Annotated in this window: 19 protein-coding genes and 1 riboswitch; of the genes, 8 read left to right on the top strand and 11 right to left on the bottom strand. The window is 33.1% G+C overall.

Annotated features, from left to right (window positions below):
* Positions 1–8: 8 nt before the first annotated feature.
* The 3 genes from bsdE14_RS15625 to bsdE14_RS15615 are packed head-to-tail and all read left to right on the top strand — an operon-like array spanning position 9 to position 2,420.
* The gene (locus bsdE14_RS15625) at positions 9–974 is read left to right on the top strand and encodes a branched-chain amino acid ABC transporter permease (RefSeq protein ID WP_264850931.1); all 966 of its coding nucleotides are present in this window, start codon (positions 9–11) and stop codon (positions 972–974) included.
* Entirely contained in the window at positions 955–1,725 is a 771-nt protein-coding gene (locus bsdE14_RS15620) for an ABC transporter ATP-binding protein (RefSeq protein ID WP_264850930.1), read from the top strand. The genes bsdE14_RS15625 and bsdE14_RS15620 overlap by 20 nt, the downstream gene beginning before the upstream one ends.
* On the top strand, positions 1,719–2,420 hold the full coding sequence (locus tag bsdE14_RS15615) for an ABC transporter ATP-binding protein (RefSeq protein WP_264850929.1): 702 nt from the start codon (positions 1,719–1,721) through the stop codon (positions 2,418–2,420). Before bsdE14_RS15620 ends, bsdE14_RS15615 begins: the two co-directional genes overlap by 7 nt.
* Before the next feature lie 129 nt (positions 2,421–2,549).
* Here bsdE14_RS15615 and bsdE14_RS15610 read toward each other — a convergent pair whose 3' ends face one another.
* From bsdE14_RS15610 to bsdE14_RS15600, 3 genes are all read right to left on the bottom strand, one after another.
* Entirely contained in the window at positions 2,550–3,953 is a 1,404-nt protein-coding gene (locus bsdE14_RS15610) for a M28 family metallopeptidase (RefSeq protein WP_264852279.1), read from the bottom strand.
* A gap of 160 nt (positions 3,954–4,113) precedes the next feature.
* Positions 4,114–4,815 carry a hypothetical protein gene (locus bsdE14_RS15605; RefSeq protein WP_264850928.1) on the bottom strand — a complete coding sequence of 234 codons (702 nt, stop codon included), beginning with the start codon at positions 4,813–4,815 and terminating at the stop codon, positions 4,114–4,116.
* A 250-nt stretch (positions 4,816–5,065) separates the two neighbouring features.
* The gene (locus bsdE14_RS15600) at positions 5,066–6,979 is read right to left on the bottom strand and encodes an OPT family oligopeptide transporter (protein ID WP_264850927.1); all 1,914 of its coding nucleotides are present in this window, start codon (positions 6,977–6,979) and stop codon (positions 5,066–5,068) included.
* Positions 6,980–7,192: 213 nt separating this feature from the next.
* On the opposite strand from bsdE14_RS15600, the gene bsdE14_RS15595 reads away from it, so the two are divergent.
* From bsdE14_RS15595 to bsdE14_RS15575, 5 genes are all read left to right on the top strand, one after another.
* Positions 7,193–7,933 carry an alpha/beta fold hydrolase gene (locus tag bsdE14_RS15595; RefSeq protein WP_264850926.1) on the top strand — a complete coding sequence of 247 codons (741 nt, stop codon included), beginning with the start codon at positions 7,193–7,195 and terminating at the stop codon, positions 7,931–7,933.
* Between the two features lie 552 nt (positions 7,934–8,485).
* The gene (locus bsdE14_RS15590; protein ID WP_264850925.1) at positions 8,486–10,036 is read left to right on the top strand and encodes an ABC-F family ATP-binding cassette domain-containing protein; all 1,551 of its coding nucleotides are present in this window, start codon (positions 8,486–8,488) and stop codon (positions 10,034–10,036) included.
* Between the two features lie 86 nt (positions 10,037–10,122).
* Positions 10,123–10,224: riboswitch (purine riboswitch) on the top strand.
* Between the two features lie 139 nt (positions 10,225–10,363).
* A complete protein-coding gene (locus bsdE14_RS15585; RefSeq protein WP_264850924.1) occupies positions 10,364–11,779 on the top strand; it encodes an NCS2 family permease in 1,416 nt (471 codons plus the stop codon).
* A 345-nt stretch (positions 11,780–12,124) separates the two neighbouring features.
* Positions 12,125–12,322, top strand: coding sequence for an alpha/beta-type small acid-soluble spore protein (locus bsdE14_RS15580; RefSeq protein ID WP_264850923.1), 198 nt, complete (start codon positions 12,125–12,127; stop codon positions 12,320–12,322).
* Positions 12,323–12,716: 394 nt separating this feature from the next.
* Positions 12,717–12,914 (top strand): alpha/beta-type small acid-soluble spore protein, encoded by a 198-nt coding sequence (locus bsdE14_RS15575; RefSeq protein ID WP_264850922.1) that lies wholly within the window; start codon positions 12,717–12,719, stop codon positions 12,912–12,914.
* Between the two features lie 39 nt (positions 12,915–12,953).
* Here bsdE14_RS15575 and bsdE14_RS15570 read toward each other — a convergent pair whose 3' ends face one another.
* The 8 genes from bsdE14_RS15570 to bsdE14_RS15535 form a co-directional block, all read right to left on the bottom strand.
* Positions 12,954–14,567 carry a sensor histidine kinase gene (locus bsdE14_RS15570; RefSeq protein ID WP_264850921.1) on the bottom strand — a complete coding sequence of 538 codons (1,614 nt, stop codon included), beginning with the start codon at positions 14,565–14,567 and terminating at the stop codon, positions 12,954–12,956.
* Positions 14,554–15,246: a response regulator transcription factor gene (locus bsdE14_RS15565; protein ID WP_264850920.1), complete on the bottom strand. Its 693-nt coding sequence runs from the start codon at positions 15,244–15,246 to the stop codon at positions 14,554–14,556. The genes bsdE14_RS15570 and bsdE14_RS15565 overlap by 14 nt, the downstream gene beginning before the upstream one ends.
* 199 nt (positions 15,247–15,445) lie before the next feature.
* Positions 15,446–16,618, bottom strand: coding sequence for an ABC transporter permease (locus bsdE14_RS15560; RefSeq protein WP_264850919.1), 1,173 nt, complete (start codon positions 16,616–16,618; stop codon positions 15,446–15,448).
* 2 nt (positions 16,619–16,620) lie between these two features.
* Positions 16,621–17,340, bottom strand: a complete 720-nt coding sequence (locus tag bsdE14_RS15555; protein WP_264850918.1) for an ABC transporter ATP-binding protein — start codon at positions 17,338–17,340, stop codon at positions 16,621–16,623.
* Positions 17,341–17,381: 41 nt separating this feature from the next.
* Entirely contained in the window at positions 17,382–18,740 is a 1,359-nt protein-coding gene (locus bsdE14_RS15550; protein WP_264850917.1) for an efflux RND transporter periplasmic adaptor subunit, read from the bottom strand.
* 229 nt (positions 18,741–18,969) lie between these two features.
* Positions 18,970–20,229 (bottom strand): MFS transporter, encoded by a 1,260-nt coding sequence (locus tag bsdE14_RS15545; RefSeq protein WP_264850916.1) that lies wholly within the window; start codon positions 20,227–20,229, stop codon positions 18,970–18,972.
* 159 nt (positions 20,230–20,388) lie between these two features.
* Positions 20,389–21,705, bottom strand: a complete 1,317-nt coding sequence (gene argH / locus bsdE14_RS15540) for an argininosuccinate lyase (RefSeq protein WP_264852278.1) — start codon at positions 21,703–21,705, stop codon at positions 20,389–20,391.
* A 57-nt stretch (positions 21,706–21,762) separates the two neighbouring features.
* A complete protein-coding gene (locus bsdE14_RS15535) occupies positions 21,763–22,983 on the bottom strand; it encodes an argininosuccinate synthase (protein WP_264850915.1) in 1,221 nt (406 codons plus the stop codon).
* Positions 22,984–23,284 lie beyond the last annotated feature (301 nt).

Below are 23,284 nucleotides of genomic sequence, written 5' to 3'. Positions count from 1 at the left end.
TGATATTTGTGTTAAAAATCAACAAAAAAACAATTATTAATATTATCTTTGCTCTTTTAGTTTATTTTGTTTTGTTTGGATTAATTAAAGGGGGATTTCTAAACAGATACTATGAACAAATTTTGATACTTATTGGGATAAACATGATTCTAGCACTTAGCTTGAATTTAGTAATAGGCTTTACTGGCCAACTAACATTGGGGCATGCTGGTTTTATGTCAGTAGGAGCCTATGCAGCGGCAATGTTAACATTAAAGCTTCACCTACCTTTCTTACTATGTGTTGTTGGAGGCGGAGCTGCAGCTGGAATTATAGGCTTTCTAATAGGACTTCCTATATTAAGGCTTAAAGGAGACTATCTTGCTATTACCACTCTTGGTTTTGGTGAAATGATAAGAGTCGCAATAACAAATATCGAGCCTGTTGGAGGAGCTAGGGGGCTGGCAGGAATTCCTCCAAAAACTACTTTTACCTGGGTATTCTTAGGTGTAATTATTACTTTTGTTGTACTAAAGAATATAATAAATTCCACTCAAGGTAGAGCTATGATTGCAGTAAGGGAAAATGAAATTGCAGCAGAGGCTATGGGAATAAATACAACTCAATATAAACTTATTGCTTTTATAATATCTTCCTTCTTTGCAGGAGTTGCTGGAGCTCTTTATGCACACTATTTTATGTTCCTAGAACCAAATAGTTTTAACTTTATGAAATCCATTGAAATTGTAACTTATGTAGTTCTTGGAGGTATGGGAAGTCTTACTGGCTCAATGCTGTCAGCTGGTATACTAACACTGCTTCCAGAGGCACTTAGAGAATTTGCTAATTATAGAATGATTGTATATTCTCTTCTCCTCATACTAATTATGATATTCAGACCTCAAGGACTAATGGGCAACAAGGAATTATCCTTTAAAATATTTAAAGACATTGGTAAAAAAGGAGGTAATGCAAATGCTTCTTCAAGCAGATAGTTTAAAAATATGTTTTGGCGGGCTTACCGCTGTATCGGATTTTTCAATTAACATTAACCATGGAGAGCTTGTGGGACTCATAGGTCCTAATGGTGCTGGAAAAACAACTATTTTCAATATGCTTACTGGAGTTTATTCTCCTACTAGTGGAACTATAAGTTTTAACCAGGAATATGTCCATGGTAAAAAGCCTTATGAAATAACAAAGAAGCGCATTTGCCGAACCTTTCAAAATATAAGACTTTTTAGCAACATGACTGTACTTGATAATGTTAAAATCTCTTTTAGCTTTCAAGCAAAATATAATCTGCTTCATTCCATATTAAGGACTCCACGCTATTTTAGCGAAGAGGCAAGAATTGAGGCCGAAAGTTTAAAACTTTTAGAGGTATTTGGCCTTTGGAATAAAAGAAATGAATTGGCTCTTAGCCTATCCTATGGAGAACAGAGAAAGCTTGAAATAGTTAGAGCACTAGCAGCTAAACCAGAGCTTTTGCTTTTGGATGAACCTGCGGCAGGTATGAATCCACAGGAAACTCAGGAGCTAATGAAGCTGATTACTTGGATTAGAGAAGAATATAAGTTAGCAGTACTTTTAATTGAGCATGATATGAAGCTGGTTATGGGACTTTGTGAGAGAATTGTGGTGGTAGATTACGGAAAAATAATAGCTCAAGGTGCTCCTGATTATATAAAGAGTCACCCTGCAGTTATTAAAGCCTACCTTGGAGAGGAGGCAGCTGCATGCTAACTGTTAAGGACTTAAATCTCTATTATGGCTCTATTCATGCTTTAAAAGAAATTAACCTAGAAATTGGTCAGGGAGAAATAGTTACCCTCATTGGTGCTAATGGCGCTGGAAAGACCTCCACTCTTAGAACTCTTTCAGGACTTGAAACTCCTAAGTCTGGTGAAATACTATTTGGTGATACACCACTTAAAACATTATCAGCTCATAAACTGCCTAGTCTTGGTATAGCCCATGTGCCAGAAGGAAGAAGAGTATTTTCCAGCATGACTGTAATGGAGAACTTAGAGCTAGGTGCTTATACTAGGAAGGATAAAGCTAATTTTAAAGCAGACTATGATTTTGTATTTGAAAAATTCCCAAGACTTAAGGAAAGAAGAAAACAGCTTGCTGGTACCCTCAGCGGTGGAGAACAGCAAATGCTGGCTATTGGCAGAGCTATGATGATAAAGCCTAAACTTCTGCTTTTAGATGAACCTTCCATGGGCCTCGCTCCTATTGTAGTTCAAGAAATATTCAATATAATTAAACAAATAAATGAAGCTGGCACCACTATACTCTTGGTAGAACAGAATGCCAACCTAGCCCTTTCCATAGCTAACAAAGCTTATGTACTGGAAACTGGCAGAGTAGTATTAGAAGGTAATGCAAAAGACCTTTTAAAGGATGAAAAGGTTAAGGAAGCTTATTTAGGATAAAAAAAGCCAGTATCTTATTTTAATTTATAATTTAAGATACTGACTTTTTTATTTATAAAATCTTTACTCTATAATTTACACAGAAAGTAATTGTTACAGACGTTTTTCAAAGCATCTTGTACTTTTGTGTTAGAGAGCCTTATTAGTTATATAGTAGCAAATAAAATCAGCTATTTTACCCAATTCTTTTGTATCAATAATATCAATAGTATCCTTTGGGCTGTGGTAGCCTGATTTCATATCCCATTCTGTTAGTGTAACAGCCTGCCCCCCCATATCTTCTATAGATGTATGATCGCTTCTATTCCCTGTTTTTTTATCATGAGCTATTTTTAATTTATCAGCATAAACGGATAAATCGTTAATCAAGTCACTGTCCTTTGTAGAATAAAAGGTCAAAGGAAGATCATTTTTACCCGCTACCATATCAAGATTTATATCCACAGTCTTGCTCAAATCACAAGGTGGATTAAATGCAAACTTATTAGAGCCTATAAGACCATTTTCTTCTCCATTAAAAGCAACAAAAATTATAGATTTTTTGGGTTTTATATCCTTGGCCTTAAGTATCCTTGCAACCTCCATCATTACAGAAGTTCCCGAGGCATTATCAAAAGCTCCTGGGTTATAAGTACCATTCATATTGTTCCCTATGTGATCGTAATGGCAGCTTATCATAATATATTCATCTTTAAGCTTAGGGTCACTTCCAGGTATCATACCTACAATGTTTGCCACTTCTTTAGTCTCTATTTCATAGCTTGCTTCTAAGTATAATGACTGCTCCTTTTCAGCAGATGCTTTTAGCTCTAAAAAGGTGGGCGAATCACACATCACCATAAATGTTCCATCATTATTTATTGAAGTAGGAGATGGAACATTTACTGGATTCATAAAATATCCCGCTTCAAACTGTTTTGGATCATTTTTATCCCTTTCTATTACTAAAGCTTTTATACTAGGAACTAAATTTAGAATGTTATCAAAATCACTTATATTCTTATTTAAATAAACTTCTTTAGGTATAAGCAGCACTCTATTCTCTAATTCCTTATTATCCTTATTTAAATCAGATTCTTTGCTTACATAATACATTGGTGCAGCAACAACACCATTAATTTTTCTATGTGCTGCTAGAGTAAAATAAAAGTTATCAAGAAACTGATATTCCTTCAAAATGTTATTGGAAGAATCAAAGGTTTTCATAAGTGGCCTATTCTTCATTTTAATAGTATTTTGTTTATAATACTGCATAAAGTCGTTTATATCTTTTGGACTTTGAAGCCCAATCTTTTTAAAGTGCTCTGCAATGAAGTCTCCTGCCATTTTATTTTCTAAAGAGCCAGTTAATCTACCCTCATATTTTTCTGAAGTTAGTTCTTTTATAGTATTTGACATATTTTCTATTTTAGTTTCACTCTTTATGTTATTAAATACTGCCTGACTGTCCTGGTTATTAGTTTTATTACAGCCAGTAATAAAGGATGCTGCAAGTATAATAGAAGTAGCTATACTCACAACCTTCTTGTTCATAGACTTCACAATTATTCCTCCTTAAATTGATATATATATATATATTATACCAATTATATACAAAATATCAAATAATAAACACCTACTTTCAAATTAGAAGTATCCTAATAAAGACAATAATAAAAAGGACTACAGACAACCATAATCCTTTTCATTACTTTTATAGACCCTCAGTAAGCATTTTATTTATAGTGTTATTAACCTTTAAAATATTATTTCCAGCTTCAATATATCCGTCATTATTTATGTCTTCATAGGATAAATAATACCTTGTAGCTATTTTGCCTATTCCATCCTTATCTTTTATAACAAAGTAAAAACTAAATCTCTTTTGATTATTAAGGTCTGGCATCTGTGATATATTAGAGTTTTGCTTTAATATTTTAGCTATTTCTTCTATTTTATTCTTATCCTCTATCTCTATTTTCTTTTCATTTATACCTGCTACTACAAGCTTTGAAGCACTAATGTACTCTTCCTTATCCTCCGTTACTAAATCTCTATTACCTTCTGCAATATATAATATCCAATTTACCCCCACTTTTACTGCTGCTACTTTATTCTTATCATACCCTTTAACTGAAAATATCTTTGTTCCAGGCTGCAGAAAAGTAGCATCACCGTCTTTTAATCTATATTCAGGATCGTTTATATTTTCAGCAACTTTAAATTTTACAACGTCAATTTCCTTATCTATTATCTTTTCGTCAGTAATAATCTGTCTGTAGTTATTTGAATAAACTTTACCATTGACTTTTATTGCATCAACCCAGTCAATACAAACTTGCTTTGTCACAGGCTGACATCCAATAAATATTGCAGTAATAACTAGAGAACATATAAACATAAATGCTCTTCTCATAAAAAGGCTCCCCCTTATAAATATTACTAAGCCATGCTATAACTATATATACGTTAGTTAACCATAAAAGTTACCATAAACACCATAGTATTCACTAACTAACAGAAAAGTATTTAATGCTTTAGCTTTCTAGGCTTGTTTAAATGTGCATGCAAAAAAAGATGACAGCTTTTATACGCTGCCATCTAATATCTACTTTATATTATAAATTATGTGAGACTTTAAGTATTATATTTAAAGCTGTTTTCTGCTATTCAACATTTTTTACTTTACTGTTTAGTAAAGGTATTATAGTAGCTATTACAAGAACTACTAATATTACAAATGCCATTCCATTTGAAGCAGCAAAGCCACTTGGACCGCTTCCAGTTATAACTCCTGTTACTTGAAGAATTATACCTACAAGTCCTATAATAGAACCACCAGCAACTAGTCCGGAAGATAAACTTATACCATTGGAAACCTTAACTTCCTTTTCTTGTTCAGACTTTGAAGTCTTTTCAATAAATAGACGAACTAATGCGCCAATTAATATTATAGAAGTTGTAGCAATTGGTAAATAGAATCCTATAGCAACTGTCATTATAGGAAGATCTAAGAAGTATAAAACGACTCCCATAACTGCACCAACTATTATCATAGCCCATGGTAATTGACCAGACATTATACCAGCAGTCAAAGTTGACATTAGGTTAGCTTGAGGTAATGCGAATGGAACATTATCACCAGTCATTGAAAGTTGATTTGAAAGTAATAATATAACTCCTACAACTACTGCAACACCAACTATACTAGCTATAGCGAAGTATTTATCCATTTCGCTCTTGTCTCCACCTATAACGAAAGTAACCTTTTGTGATTGGCTGTAACCACCAGCTATTGATATAGCAATAACTATAAATGTACCAAATAAAAGTAAAGATCTGTTGTTCTCAGGACTTTTCCATCCCATTACAACGAATAATAAAGTTACAAGAACTAAAGAAGCTATAGTCATACCGGATACAGGAAGGTTTGAAGTTCCAATTGTACCAGTTAAACGACCAGAAACTATAACAAATAGTAATGATAAGAATAGTGATAAAATAGAAGCAGTTATTGCCATTAATATATTTCCACCGGATATAACAAATCCAGCAATAAAGCCTATTACTACTCCGCTAATTAATATTATGTTAGCAGATGATTTTCCTGCACCTGTAGCCTTAGCATTAAGTGTTTCCTTTATGGATGATACTATTGTAGGTATAAGCTTTATTGCACCTATTAATCCACCTGAAAGCATCATTCCAGCACCTATATATTTTACATAGCTACCAGCAATGTGTTTAACCTTCATAGCATTTATTGCAACGCTAGGATTATTCCATACAGTTATACCATCTTTTGCAAAAGAAGAAAAATAACCTATTAAAGGTAAAATACCGAAGTTAGCTAATAATGAACCAGCAAACATAGTTAAGGATACTTCTAATCCAACTATGAATCCTATACCTAATAATAGAGGATTAACTTCAACTTCAAATTTCCATTTGTAGAAGGATTCATTTATATAGCTTATAACATTATTAGCTATATTTAAGAATGATCCAGTTATAACAGTTATAATTCCACTTATTCCGAATCCGATTCCCATGTACTTTAGTGAATCTCCAGCACCTTCTGAAGCAACAAGTGTTTCAGATATAGCCATTGACTCAGGGTACATTAACTTTCCGTGTTCTTCAACTAATAAATAATTATAAACAAGAGAAGCTATACCTAAACCGAATAAAACTCCACCTACACCTACAAGAAAGCCTTCTAGGAAAGAAACTTTGGAGCCAATTAATAAAACGGCTGGTAAAACGAAGATCATACCACTAGCAACAGATTCTCCGCCACTTGACATACCTTGAACTAAGTTTTTACCAAGGATACCTTTTTGTTTAGCAAATGCCGCTATAAATGCGGAACCTATTATAGAACCTGGTATACCTGCAGCAACTGTAAGTCCTGATTTCATACCAGAATAAGCAGTGGACGCCGCAAATAATACAGATAAAATAATACCGATAATTAATACTGAAACGTTTCCACCAAACTTAGAGCCACTGGAAATATAAGGAACATAATCTTTACCAGCAACACCACCATACGCATCTTTTGATAATTTTTTGTGCATAGAACATACCTCCATCTATTTTTTCCGTTTTATTATAACATAATTATAACTTTTTGAAAAACCACTAATTATGGTAAAAGCATAAAATCGATTTATGAAGAAAATTGTAACAATAATATTATGCCCTATTTTCATCAAAAAATTCCTTATCGAAAGTTATTAAACTATGCAGTATAATTATATTGATATAATTTTTTTTGGGAGAAGGCTTTTATGAAAAAGAAAAAACTAATTAAATTCATTCCACTTGCAATAGTATTATTGTTAACAGCTTACTGTGCTATATGGGTTTCCAGTTATTATCGCCCAGCTGAAGAAGCTACAGCCGTATTTAATAACAGCTCAAGTATAGAAATTAGCAAGGATAAATTTATAACTTTTGCTCCAAAAGAGAAAAAATCAAAAACTGGCTTTATATTTTATCCTGGTGGAAAAGTAGCTGCTGATGCCTACGCACCTCTATGCAGCAAGATAGCCGCTAGTGGATATAAAGTTATCATTGCTCCAATGCCGCTTAATCTAGCAATCTTAAGTTCAGATAAAGCTTCGGATGTAATAGCTGCTAATCCAGATGTAGAAAACTGGGTAATAGGTGGTCATTCCTTAGGGGGAGTAATGGCTGCTAGTTATGCTTATAAACATCCAGATCAAGTTAAGGGACTTGTTCTATATGCAGCATACCCTCAGGATAAAAATAACATGTCAAAACAAAACCTTAAAGTACTTTCTGTTTGGGGCACAGAAGATGGCTGCGCAGATTTAAAAAAAGTACAGGGAGCTAAATCCTTAGTACCAGAGGATGCAGAATTTAAGGCAATTGAAGGTGGAAACCATGCACAGTTTGGAAGCTACGGCCCTCAAAAGGGTGATAACTCAGCCAAGATTACTTCTGCTGAGCAGCAAAGTATGGCAGCCCAATACACAATTAGTCTTTTAAACGAAATTTCAAAATAATTATACTAAAGCTGTTCCAAAATATTGGGGCAGCTTTTTTACATTTAATGTATACTTTTTTTCTTTTCTGGTATATACTATAGTAGTAAATATTTATTTCTATAAAGGAGATGTGAGTCTATCGTGTGTAAAATGGTAATTCTAACAGCGGTTTTAGCTTAACCTAGGGGAAGTCTGCCCTTTTTTAAGCTAAAAACCTAATAGAAATTACCATTTGAAGATAAGACTCTTTTTTACGTCTTAAATTCTTACTTTTAAAACAGTATTATTTTTTACTGCATTATTTTAATTATGCAAAGGTTGTAAGTTATACTGGCTGTTTTGGATTTAAGGATTTAAGTAAACATTTCTTTTATAGCTAGCTGCATTCAGCACATAAGCATATAAAAGCACGTTTATATATTTAGGAAAGAGGAGTTAATCTCCCCTTTCCTTTTGTGCTTTTTGAGGCTTTTTCTCTAGCAGCTTTTAATAAATATTTACACTTTTAAATATAAAATTAACTGCCTTAACAATAGGTTAAATAAAAGTTAAACCACAGGAGGTATTAAAATGAGCATAATTAACGTTGAAAATTTAAATTTTAGTTTTGGAGATAAAACAATATTAAATAATATATCCTTTAGACTTTTAAAGGAAGATCACGCTGGTTTAGTTGGAAGTAATGGTGCCGGTAAGACTACCCTATTTAATATATTAACTGGAAGACTTGTACCAGACAGCGGTACTATGCAATATTCTTCCTCTAAAAAGGTTGGCTACTTAGATCAGCATTCAATTCTTACAGAGGGATTAAGTATAAGAGATACACTCCGGCAAGTATTCAGTGACCTTTACAAAATAGAAAAAAAGATGCTTGATATAGGCGACAAGCTAGGTCACTGCGCCTCTGAGGATATGGAAAGACTCTTAAAGGATTTAGGAGTACTTCAAGATAAACTATATATTAGTGATTTTTATAGTATTGATAGTAAAATAGATCAAGTGGCACAAGGCTTAGGTTTATTTGCACTAGACATGAGTACACCAGTAGAAAAATTAAGTGGCGGTCAGAGAACTAAAGTTAAGTTGGCTAAGCTGCTACTGGAAAATCCAGATATACTTCTTCTTGATGAGCCAACAAACTACTTGGATAAGGAGCATATTGAATGGCTTTCAGAATACCTTGTGCACTATCCTAATAGTTTTATGGTTATATCACATGATACTGATTTTTTAGATAAAATAACTAATGTTATATATCACCTGGAGTTTACTAATATTAAACGCTATCCAGGAAGCTACAATAAATATTTAAAACTAAAGGATGAAGAAACTAAAAGGTATATTGAGCAATATGCAAAGCAGCAGGAAGAAATTAAACGTATGGAGGATTTTATTAAAAAGAATATTGTAAGAGCTGCTACTACTAAAAGAGCTCAGAGTAAGATGAAGCAGCTAAATAAAATTGAGAGACTTGAAAAACCAAAGCCTTCTCTAAAATCAAACTTCTCATTTATATTCTCTGGTGATTCAGGGAAGCATGTATTTGATAGTTATGATTTAAACATTGGCTATAACTATCCAATTATGAATAATCTTAATCTCCATATAACTAAAGGTGAGAGAATAGCTGTAACAGGCTGCAATGGAATAGGCAAGTCTACTCTATTAAAGACAATAATGGGAGTTATACCGCCACTTGGAGGCAAAATAAAACTTGGTGAATCTCTAACCCCTATATATTTTGAGCAGGAGACTAAGGCTAGTGATTTAACTGCCATTGAGGAAGTATGGAATGCTTACCCCAAAAAGACCCAAAGAGAAATACGCGAGGCTTTGGCAAGATGCGGCTTAAGGCAAGAATTAATATTTCAAAAAATGAGCAGCTTAAGCGGTGGTGAGCAAGCAAAGGTTAGACTCTGCAAACTTATGATGTACCCTGGAAATTGGCTGCTGCTTGATGAACCAACAAACCATCTAGATGTTAATGCTAAATTAGCTCTAAAGGAAGCTATAGTTAATTTTAACGGCACAGTGGTTCTAGTATGCCACGAAAGCGATTTTTATTGTGACTTTGTAACAAGGATATGGGATTTAGAACAGCAAGTTTTTAGACAATAAAGTCGAATGTTAAATAAAAATTTTGTAGAAATATTCGCTTTTTTGTTCAAAATGTATTGACAGAGGTAAAATAAAACCGTATATTTATATAGTAAAAATTATTCATCCATATATTCCTGATAATATGGTTCAGGAGTTTCTACAGAAGACCTTACAATCTTTTGGCTATGGCTGAATCCTTAGTAAATATATATTTTACCTCATTATGTAAAATAAGTATTTCACCTTTGGATTTTATTAGCCAAAAGTGGAATACTATTTTTATTTAAGGAGACACACAGATTAATTATCTTTGTGATTCTCAAAGAAGGGCGAGGAGGTACACATATGTCAAATTCAAACCAAAATTCATCCATTCTTGAAAGAATGTTCAAGCTATCAGAGAATAACACTAATGTGAAAACGGAAATACTTGCTGGTATAACTACTTTTATTACCATGGCATATATAATTTTCGTTAACCCAAACATTTTAAAGTTCGCAGGTATGAATGCAGCTAATATTAAAGGTGATGGTGCAGCTGCCTTTACTGCATTAAATGACCCAGTAGTTGCTTCTGTTTTTGCAGCTACCTGTATTGCAGCAGCTGTAGGAACCTTAGTAATGGCACTTTATGCTAACCTACCTTTTGCACAAGCACCAGGTATGGGCTTAAATGCATTTTTCACTTATAGCGTTTGTTTAACTTTAGGCTATACCTGGCAGCAAGCACTTGCAGCAGTATTTATTTCCGGTGTTTTATTTATAATAATTACAGTAACTTCTATTAGAGAAAAAATTGTAGATGCACTACCTCATAACCTTAAATTAGCTATATCCGGTGGTATTGGTTTGTTTATAGCTCTAATTGGACTTAAGAGCGGTGGTATCATTGTAGCAAGCCCAGAAACACTAGTTACCTTTGGAAAATTCACTACTCCATCAGCATTAGTTACATTAATAGGCATTGCAATAACTGCTATTCTAATGTCAAGAGGCGTTAAAGGTTCAATGCTTATTGGAATTATATTAACTACATTAATAGGTATTCCTTTTGGAATTACTCACCTTGGTGGTGCAAACATAATTAGCGCACCTCCTTCACTAGCTCCTACATTTTTCAAAATGGACTTTGGTGGACTACTTGGACACGGTGGTGGTAAGGGAGTACTTGGAGCATTAATGAGTGTAGTAATGGTAGTTATCACTTTCAGCTTAGTTGACTTATTCGATACTCTTGGAACTCTTGTTGGAACTGCACAAAAGGCAAACATGCTTGATAAAGATGGAAAAGTAAAAAATATGCCTAAGGCTCTTTTATCAGATGCAGTAGCTACTACTGTTGGTTCAATGCTTGGTACTAGTACTGTAGTTACTTATGTAGAATCAACTTCTGGTATTTCAGAGGGCGGTAAAACAGGTTTAACTTCCTTTACAGTTGGTGTGTTATTTATACTTTCAATATTCTTTAGCGGATTGGTTGGAGTTGTACCAGCTGAAGCAACTGCTCCAGCTCTTGTAATTGTTGGGGTACTTATGATGGGTGCTGTTACAAAGATAAACTTTGATGATTTTACAGAGGCCCTTCCAGCATTCTTTACAATAGCTATTATGCCATTCAGCTACAGCATTGCAAATGGTATAGCTGCAGGAATAATCTTCTATCCAATAGTTAAGCTAGTTACAGGAAAAAGAAAAGAGGTTCATCCAATAGTTTATATACTTGCATTATTGTTCATATTAAGATTTATAATGCTTCCATAGAAATTGTAAGTCTAATTCATATAAGTAATCAACATAAAAAAGGTGCAAATTTGCACCTTTTTTAGTTATATAGAATATTCAATTATCCCTATCAATCCACATAATAAATTTTTTTATACAATACATAAGTTCAAATCAGCAGCAAGTGTAAGTAGACATCTTCCTCAATAATAAAAGCCTTTTCCTAACTTCAAATCTAAATTTTAAAATAGAGAAAATTGCCAAGCACTGCATGTACTTCCACTACTTTCATAGGATATAAAACCTTAACCTACACATACTGTTATTACAACAAAGGTTCAACTAGAAATTAACTACATAATAAAAAAAAGGAGGAATTCAATCATGTCAAGAAGAAATAACAGAACATTAGTACCTCAAGCAAGAGAAGGATTAGACAGATTCAAAATGGAAGCAGCTAGAGAAGTAGGAGTTAGCTTAAATGAAGGCTACAATGGAGACCTTACTTCAAGAGAAAATGGTTCAGTAGGAGGCCAAATGGTTAAGAAAATGGTTGAATCCTACGAACAAGGTTTAAAATAATATTTAATAAGAGACCTGAGCTTAGGCTCAGGTTTTTCTTTATAAATATATTTTAATTTAAGGTTCTATGTAGAAAATAAGCTCCTAATAAAATTCTTTCATAGATTTCTCTCCTAACCAACAAATATTATTAAGTAACTAAAATTACTTAATATTTATGAACTTAGTTGATTATTCAGCATTAAATATATTCAGAATATTTTTAATACGTTAGGGTTATATTAAATTTCGTAACAGTCTTTGCTTTAATATAAGTTCCTCATTTTACTTTAAAGGAAAAATGTTCACCATTTACCTATAGTTTCATAGGATATAAACTCTCAAATTGTACAAACTTATAATACAACAATGAACCAACATAAAGTTACATATTAATAAAAAGGAGGAATTTAATATGGCAAATAATAATAACAGAACTTTAGTACCTCAAGCAAAAGAAGGATTAAACAGATTTAAAATGGAATCAGCTAGTGAAGTAGGAGTTAATTTAAAAGAAGGTTACAATGGAGACCTTACTTCAAGAGAAGCTGGAAGCGTAGGCGGACAAATGGTTAAGAAAATGGTTGAATCCTACGAACAAGGTTTAAAGTAATAAAAAAAAGAGCCTAGGTTAATTCCTAGGCTTATTTTTTTAATCATTATTATTTTCATTTTTTACTAGAGATACAGCAAAATAGAATTTAACTCCCTTTTCAGTATTTTCTACTCCATAGGAATACTCATGAAGTTCTAATATATTCTTTACAATAGACAATCCAATACCCGTACCTCCAAGCTTTCTGTTTCTAGACTTATCAAGCTTATAAAATTTATCCCAAAGCCTTTTCATTTCTTCTTCCGGAATTGAAGATCCCGTATTTTCAATTTCAACCTTTATACTATCCTGAACTTTTGAAGTATTGATAGTTATAGTACCCTCATTGTCCACATGTCTTATAGCATTAGTAATAAAATTGGTGATTACCTGCTCCATGCGGCTCCAATCTGCATTTATAATTACAGGATCAATTAAATTTGTATACAGTTTAACTGACTTTTCTTCAATAAGCGTTCCATATTTCTTAAGTGTATAAGTAATAAGCTCTGTCAAATTAAATTCTTGTCTATTAAGCTTAAAGCTGCCTGATTCAAGCTGTGATAAGTCAAGCATATCTGTTACTAGGCTTCCCATTTTACTTGCTTCATCTATTATTATATCCAGGTAGTAATCTCTATCTGCTCCTTCAAAAATATCATCCTTTAACGCTACTGCATAGCCGTCAATCAAAGTAATAGGAGTCTTTAACTCATGGGATACCGCTGCAACAAACTCCTTTCTAGTTCTCTCCAGCCTTCTCTCCTTCTCTATATCCTGCTCTAGTTGTGCATTGGCATCCCTTAAGGAAGTTAATGCACTATCAAGATTTTCCGAAAGAAAGTTTAGTGATGCTGCTACATTGCCTATCTCATCCATAGTCGTAATCTGACATTTTTCTGTAAAGTCCAGGTTTGCCATTTTAGTAGCAGTCTTATTTATCTTAACTAGTGGTTTTGCAATCATATTTGAATATACAAAAGCCAGAACTATAATAAAGAATAGAGCTCCTATACAAAAATACAGGTACATCTCTTTAATTACTGACACTGCCTCATTCACAGGTTGAAGTGATGAAAGCGCTATTATATATTCATTTTTGTCTTTTTGATAATAGATACTAACAATACTCCTAGAAATTTGATCATTTTTTGTTGAAATTACACAGTAAATCTTGTTGCTATTCTTAATCTTTGTAAGAGTATCCTGATTCTGAATCAGTCGCCTTGCATATAGGTCTAATTCTCTAGTTTTCATTGGATCAATTCTATTACCTGAAGTCTTTTGTACCACACTTAATACTCCTGAACTATCAAGTATGCCTAGTTTTATATTGTTGTTCTGCTCATATTCTTCAATAAGCGAAGCAATTTTAGTATTATCCTCAAGTTTGCTGTATGCACTAACAAATTTCCTCAAGCTTTCATTGAGTTCGTCGGTTTTCTTCGTAATATAAAACTTCTCAAAAAATAAAGATTGTATTAAAAGGGTTCCTCCAATGAACAATGCAAAAACCACTGCTGTAATGATAAACAGTTTTTTAATTATACTTTTGTTATTTTTAAATATATTAAACCTTATTTTTATTTTATTTAACCTATTTTTAAATACATTAAGCTTTTCTAAAAGTACTTCTCTACCCTTAAGAAAAACTTCATTACAATTTTTCATTGCTCACCTCAAATCTGTAACCAGTGCCCCTTATTGTGGCTATTAAATAGGCCTTATCTCCAAGCTTTTCTCTAAGTCTTTTTATATGAGTATCTACAGTTCTTAAATCACCTTCAAAATCCATTCCCCATATATAATCAAGAATCTTCTCTCTAGTCAAAACAATACCTTTGTTGATTACAAAATAAAGCAGTAGATCAAATTCCTTTGGAGAAAGATTTATAGCGTTACTATCTATAGTTACTCTATGTGAAAGCTCATCGATATATAGTCCATCAAAATCCATGCATTTACTTACATCTTCATGCTTATCACTGTAAACTCTATTCAATATAGATTTTATCTGAGCTAAAAGCACTCTCATATTAAAGGGCTTAGTTACATAGTGATCCGTTCCAAATTCATAGCCTAATAATTTATCTTCATCTTCGCTCTTTGCTGTAAGCATAATTATAGGCACATTTGAAATTTTTCTTAGTTCCCTACAAGCAGTCCATCCATCCATTACTGGCATCATAACATCTAATAGAGCAAGCTGCACATTATTATTTTTAAAGCTGTTTAAAGCCTCTAAACCATTTTCTGCTTCTAAAATTTCATAGCCTTCCTTTTTAAGATAAGCACCTATAAGCTTTCTAATTCTTTCTTCATCATCTACAATCAAGATAGTTTCGTTCATAATTTTCTCCTTTTACCCAAACCACTTTGCAATCTATTATGTAAGCTCTACTGGCGAGCATCTGAGTTTAATTAACACTAAATATCATTACCTTAACTACCCAATAATCGTTATTTAGACTATTACCTCAATGATAATATGTCAAAAACTCATGCAGCTATAGTTTATCCTATATTTAATACTACATGAGTTTTGAGAATTATTCAAATCTTAAGGCATCTATTGGATTTAACTTTGAAGCCTTGCTAGCTGGATATATTCCAAATATAATTCCAACTAAAACAGAAAATAAGAACGCTCCAAATACAACGCTATTTGATATCACAATAGTCATATTAAAGAACTTTTCAGCACCATAAGCCGCTAGAAATCCAATTAAAACTCCAATAACTCCACCTAAGCTGCTTATAGTTGAAGCTTCAATTAGGAATTGAGTAAGTATTGTTCCCCTCTTGGCTCCTATAGCTTTTCTTATGCCTATTTCCCTAGTTCTTTCAACGACTGATACAAGCATAATGTTCATTATACCTATTCCACCAACAACGAGAGATATAGCTGCTATACCAGCTAGCATTGTAGTCATGCTCTGAGTTGTAGTGTTTGCTGTGTCTAATAGGGAAGTTTGATTGAATACCCTATAGGACTTTGTATCATTATTATACTTTTTATTTAAAAATAATTGAAGATAAGACATAGCTTCTGAAACCTTATCTTTATCCGCAGCTTCTACATAAAAGGTTCTGATAGCAGTAGTCTTTAATAGTCTTTGAGCAGTAGTAAGGGGCAATATGATCTTATCATCATTAGAGCCAGCAGCTGAAGTTCCTGTAGATTCCAGAAGTCCTACTATATTAAATTCAATTCCGTTAACATACATAGTTTTTCCTACAACATTGGTATTACCAAATAGATTGTTAGCTACATCAACACCTATTACAGCTACTTTAAATCTATTCTCTAAATCTCTGTCTGTAATAAATCTACCAGCGCTAACTCCAACTTTTCTTATCTCAGTGTAATTTGGAGTAGATGCCTCAAGGCTTGTAGTAGCTGTTTGATCCCCAGCCTTTACATTTACGTTTCCTTGAGTTAGAGTAGGAGCAATTTCCTTAATACCTGGCTTTGTCTTTAAATCCGCAAGCTCTTCATCAGTAATCGCTGCAGTCCTGTTACCTGTGATACTTACAGTAATAAGATTTGTTCCCAGCTTTTCTATTTGATCTGTTACCTGTTTTTTTGTTCCTTGACCCATGCCTACCAAAACTATTACCGAGGAAATACCGATAATTATTCCAAGCATAGTAAGAAAGGAACGCATCTTACTACCCCAGATGGAGGCCATAGCCATCTTAAAAAGTCTTGTAAATCTCATAGCTACACCTCTTCCCTTATATTTTCATTAATAGTATCAGATGTGATTTTTCCATCCTTTACATGTATAATACGCTTAGCTTCACTAGCAATTTCATTATCGTGGGTAATTATTATTATAGTATTGCCTTCTTTATTTAAATCCTTAAGCATAGCTAAAACTTCTTTTCCAGTCTTACTGTCCAATGCTCCTGTTGGTTCATCTGCAAGTATTATCTGTGGCTTTGTAGCTAAAGCTCTAGCTATAGCTACCCTCTGTTTTTGTCCACCAGAAAGTTCAGTGGATTTATGCTTAAGATGAGTTTCAAGGCCAACCCTTTTTAGAGATTCTAAAGCTCTTTCCTTAACCACTTTTTTAGAAAGTCCTAAGTACAGAAGAGGCAGCTCTACATTTTCCATAATGTTCAGCTTTGGAAGCAGATTATAATTTTGAAATATGAAGCCAATCTTACTATTCCTTATCTCCGCCAGCTTTGAATCACTGCATTTTGTGTTAAGTCCATCCAGAATATATTCACCACTAGATGCAGTATCCAAACATCCTAAAATATTCATTAACGTAGACTTACCTGCTCCGGAAGGTCCTACAATAGCCACATATTCCCCTTTACATATTGTAAGGTTAACCTGGCTCAAAGCAGTAAAGGTGGAACTTCCCATGTTATATATCTTATTAATGTCTTTCATTTTTATAAGTTCGACTTTGCCCATGGAATCATTCATATATTTTTCCTCCATATGAAACTTGATAAAATTAAAATGTCCTAATTCTTCTTTGTTGAACTGTTTCCACCATTATTTCTTGTGCCACCTTGACCTCCAAAGTTTCCGCCCATACCTCCGCCGAAACCACCCATGCTTCCGCCAAAGCTGTTTCTCAGATTATTGTTATTATTAGTTGTACTTACTTGAGGTAAAGCTATTAATACTTTTTCGCCTTCTGTTAAACCTTCAGTTACCTCAATGTAGTTTTCATTTTCGGTGCCTGTTTTAATTGGAACTAGCTTACCTTTACCACTGTACGCTGCACCAGCATATCCTGACGCATTTCTTGAGCTCTGTCCATTTTGATTTCTTTGTCCATTATTTGAACGTCCTTGTGAACTTTGTCCACTACCACCTTGATTCCATCCACTATTTTGTCCGTTACCACCTTGGTTTGTTCCAGTATTTTGACCATTGCTAGGTGTACTAGCTTCTGCATTTTTCTGTGAATTACCATTTGAACTTGTATTTGTTCCATCACTATTTTCTATCAATACAAATTTATTGCCATTTCTTTCAACCAAAGCTTCTGTTGGTATAACTAATGCATTTTCTTTGTTTTCAACTTGAATACTTACATTTGCATTCATGCCTAATTTAATGCCAGAAGGATCTTTTATAGAAACAACCACATCATAGGTAGTAACATTATTTGAAGTTGTTCCAGTCTCTGCTATAGTATCTACTGTTCCTTCATAGGTTTTATCCTTTATAGCACCAAATTTAATTTCAGTCTTTTGCCCCTGTTTTACCTTAGCTATATCCAATTCATCTACTGCTACTTTTATTTTATAGGAAGTAGGGTCCACAACTGTTAAAATTGCTTTATTAGCTTGAATGGAATCACCATTATCATTATTTTTAGCAATAACAATTCCATCTATAGGTGAAGTAATTGTCATCTTATCCCTTTGTGCTATAGCACTATTTAAGTCGTTTTGAGCATCACTTATAGCCAAGTTTTGTAGTGTTACAGCATCATCAGTCTTTGCATTTGCAAGCTGAAGATTTTGCTTTTGAAGATTATTTGAAGCCTTAGTTACATTTTGTTGTACTTGATCGCTATATACAGTACAAATCTTAGCTCCCTTCTTAACTGTATCACCAACATTCAAACTTAAGCCTTTAATATCTCCATTATTATTAGCAACAATATCCTTTTGATTAGCCGCATATACACTTCCAGTTCCTTGAATAGTTACTTGAAGGTTCATCTTTCTTGCAGTAGCAGTTATATATTGCACTGTTGCTACCGTAGCTTTACTAGCTTTATACTTTGTGTAGCCATAATATCCTCCAGCCCCTACACCACCTACAATTAAACAAGCTATTAAAATCTTAATTAATGTCTTTTTCACAGTTATTCCTCCTACTTTCTAAGTAATATATATTTTTAACTGCTTTTTCTTTAACAATAATTAAATATTATTTGAGGTTGTTGACAAGCTAGTGACAACATTATGAACAAAATGTTAAAACACATAATTATCACATAAAAATCACACAGTTTTATCTATATGTGGAAAAAGTTATACCCCCATACGAATTTGTATAGAGGTATCACCATATTCTATATATTATTTTTATTTAATTAATTTGCTGCAGCTGAAGTTTCTCTACGGCACCCTTCTTTTTTAAAAATACAAATCTAAACATTAACCACGCTGCTAATGTAGCTGCAGCGGCAAATACTGTAGGAAGATTTATATTAACAGAAGTTACAAAGCCTGCAATTATAGGTGGAATAGCTTGAGCTACTGATTGTATTGATTGGTTTATTCCTAATATCTCACCTTGCTTTTCTCTATCCGTTAAGTTGGAAACTATAGCTGTACTGTTTGGTTGAGTTAATCCCTGAAATATTGATATGAATGGTACTATTAAATATAGCCACATTGCTTTATCAGGAATTAAAAGTATTGGAAAACTTGCTGCTAAAAGTATTATTGAAAAGCTTAATATACTTGCTGGTTTATACTTTTTAGCTAGAGGTCTTAATACCATACCCTGTGCTAGTGCAATCCATAATCCCATATAAGCAAAGAAGTCACCGATTTTTGATTGAGAAAAATGGAACTTACCTATCAAAAACACTTGAAAAAACTGTGTAAAGAAGTTGAATCCTACAGTTAGAAGAAATCCTACTAAGAACATGGTTCTTAGTTCTTCATATCCAAAAGCTTTTTTAAGATTTCTTATACCAGTAAAAGCACTAACCTTAACCTGTCTTCCTTTTGCTAATGTCTCTGGGAATCTCCAAACTACAAGCAGTATATTAACTGTAGTTAATACCACTGAAAGCCAAAATGGTGTTGCATAAGTAAACCAGCTTACAATAGATGCGTCGGAAAGTTTTCCTCCCACATATGGCCCTATTATAAATCCAAGTCCAAAAGCCATACCTATAAGTCCAAAATTTCTTGACTTAGTTTTTTCATCACTTATATCTGCCATAGCTGATTGTGCTATAGAAATATTTCCTCCAGTGAATCCATCAATTATTCTACCTAAGAATAAAAGATAAATATTTTTTTCGATAATACCTATAGCAAAAATAATATAGCCTATCAAAGTTCCTAAAAGTGATATGAGCAGCAGTTTTTTTCTTCCATTTTTGTCTGCAAGAGTACCTAATATTGGAGCTCCAAAAAACTGTGCTATTGGATAAGCCGCTACTAAAAATCCATATAACATGGTTCTAGTTGAAAAAGTATAACTAAAAGGTAATACCCCTCCTCTAGGATCTAAAAGAACAGCTGGTAATATAGGAATTACAATACCTAAGCCTAAAAGATCCAAAAACACTGTAAAAAATATAGGAAGTATTGAATATTTCTTTTCTTTCATAATTTAATGCACTCCTTAATAATTACTACTATTTAATATTTATTATCCGAAACTTCTATAATCATAGTATACTGAACATTGTTCATCTTTGCAATACCTTATTTGAAAAAATTTTATAAAATAAAAAACTGCAGCCCCGATTTGAACTGCAGTTTTCCTTTATTTTAATAGTTTTTTTATACCTTTGTCTAATGTGTTATTATAAGATACAAATTCATAAATATCGTTCTCAAACATACCACTAAAACGTATTAACTCTTCTAGTTTTAATTCCTCTATAGCCTTTTTATTTTCTTCACAGTATATTACTATAGCACCAATTATGCCATGTGCATCTCTAAATGGTACACCCTTAGAAGCAAGATAGTCTGCAGCTTCTGTGGCATTTAAAAAACCTTTTTTCACCGCACTATACATCTTATCCTTATTCACCTTAATAGTGTTAAGCATTTCTCCCATTACTCTTATGCATATAGAGGTGGTATCCATAGCATTAAAGAACAGCTCCTTATCCTCCTGCATATCCTTATTATATGCTAATGGTAGTCCCTTCATTGCTGTAAGTATGGCTATAAGTGCTCCATATACCCTTCCAGTCTTTCCTCTTATAAGTTCAGCAGCATCAGGATTTTTCTTTTGAGGCATTATACTGCTGCCCGTAGTAAATTCGTCACCTATAATAATAAAATCAAATTCTTTAGAACTCCATAGTATCAATTCCTCACTTAATCTGCTCAGGTGCATCATTATTATGGAAAAGCACGCAGAAAGCTCTATTACAAAATCCCTATCACTTACTCCATCTAAAAAATTATCTACCGGCTTATTAAAGCCAAGCTCACTAGAAGTAAATTCTCTATCTGTACTATAAGTAGTACCTGCCAGCGCACAGCAGCCAAGAGGGCTTTCGTTCATTACTTCTACTGCATTAGCTATTCTCTTCTTATCCCTTCCAAACATACTGCAGTAAGCCATCATATGGTGCTTAAAAGTAACTACCTGCGCCCTTTGAAGATGAGTATACCCAGGCATAATTACATTATTGCTTTCTCCCACTTTAACAAGTACACTTATGAGAATTTCAAGTTCTTCAATAATATTCTTTGCTTTAGTTTTACAGTATAACTTCATATCTAATGCAACTTGGTCATTTCTGCTTCTTGCAGTATGAAGCTTCTTTCCTACTTCTCCTATCCTAGTAATAAGGTTAGACTCTACAAAACTGTGTATATCCTCGTAATCTCCTTGGATTAATAACTGTCCCTCTTCAATATCCTTATTGATAGATTTTAATCCTTCAATTATTATATCTGCTTCAGATTTGCTTATTATACTGCACTTCGCCAGCATTGCTGCATGGACTATTGAGCCTTTAATATCCTCACTATACAACCTCTTATCAAAGCTTAGAGAAGAGTTGAATTCCTCCATAAGCTTACTTTCCTCTTTAGAAAATCTTCCTCCCCAAAGCTTCACATCAATCAAACCTTTCTTTTATCTTTATTAGCTTTTTGTATAAGAATGCACTTATAATTATCTTCCTAGCTTTTCTGAAAGCTTATTTTTTTCTTTAATAAGTGCATTTATCTTACATGGCAATCCAAATAGATTAATAAAGCCTTCTGAATCCTTATGATCATACATATTACTTGCACCAAAGGAGGAAATGGACTCTTCATATAATGCATATGGTGTATCAATTCCAGCTACCATTATATTGCCTTTATACAATTTTAGCTTTACGCTTCCTGTTACATTCTTTTGTGTAGTTTCTACAAATGCATCTAAGGACTCTCTCAAGGTAGTGAACCAAAGTCCATTATATACAAGTTCTGCATACTTTTGTGCTATAAGCTGTTTGTAATGTAGCGAATCTTTTTCTAGAGTTGCATATTCCAGTTCTTTATGTGCTGCATAAAGTATTGTTCCTCCTGGAGTTTCATAAACACCTCTTGATTTCATTCCAACAAGTCTGTTTTCTAGAATATCTATAACACCTATCCCATTTTCTCCGCCTAATTTATTTAAGGTTTCAATTATTCCTACTGGGGATATTTCTTCACCATTAATTTTTACTGGTACACCCTTTTCAAAATATATTTCTACATATGTTGCTTCATCCTTTGCCTTTTCAGGAGGTATAGTCATCAGATACATATCTGTTTTATGTTCATTTTTTAAATCTTCTAGATCTCCCCCCTCATGACTTACATGCCAAAGATTTTTATCTCTTGAATAAATTTTTTCTTTAGTAACAGGTATATCTATCCCCTTAGCTTCTGCATAATCAATAGCATCCTCTCTTGATTTTATATCCCATATTCTCCACGGCGCTATTATTTTTATGCTGGGATCAAAAGCTGCTATTCCTACCTCAAAGCGCACTTGATCGTTGCCTTTACCAGTACATCCATGACATATATATTTAGCTCCTTCAGCATGTGCTATCTCAACTAATCTCTTAGCCATGGATGGTCTAGCTAATGCTGTTCCCAGCAAATATTTACCTTCATACAGAGTCCCTGCCTTAATAGCATTATATAAATATTTAGTTACAAACTCTTCTTTTAAATCTTCTACATATACTTTGGAAGCACCAGTCTTTATTGCTTTTTCCTTAATTGCCTCCATATCTTCCCCTTGGCCCACATCTATGCAAGCTGCAATTACCTCTACATCATAATTTTCCTTTAACCAAGTAACTATTATTGAAGTATCCAATCCTCCAGAGTAAGCTAAAATTACTTTTTCCATATACTACATCCTCCTTACAAAACCATTATCACATTTAATATTTATACATTTAATTTGTATATTTATACTCAACTTATGCAACAATTATACATTATTATTCATATTTATACAACATCATTTTCTTTTGCTTATCTGGATTCATTCAAAATATATAGCTATTTCTCATATTTACTTATGTTTTCATAGATTTGCTTCAATTTTATCAAATAAAAGCATATAAACCTTTTCATAATTATGTATTAAGTTTAAAATAGTAATTTTATAATTATGCATATTTTATTAATACTTATACTTAAAAATG

Origin of the sequence: Clostridium omnivorum, assembly GCF_026012015.1 — a bacterium.
GTDB classification, from domain to species: domain Bacteria; phylum Bacillota; class Clostridia; order Clostridiales; family Clostridiaceae; genus Clostridium_AX; species Clostridium_AX omnivorum.
This window is presented reverse-complemented; position numbering and strand designations above follow the sequence as displayed.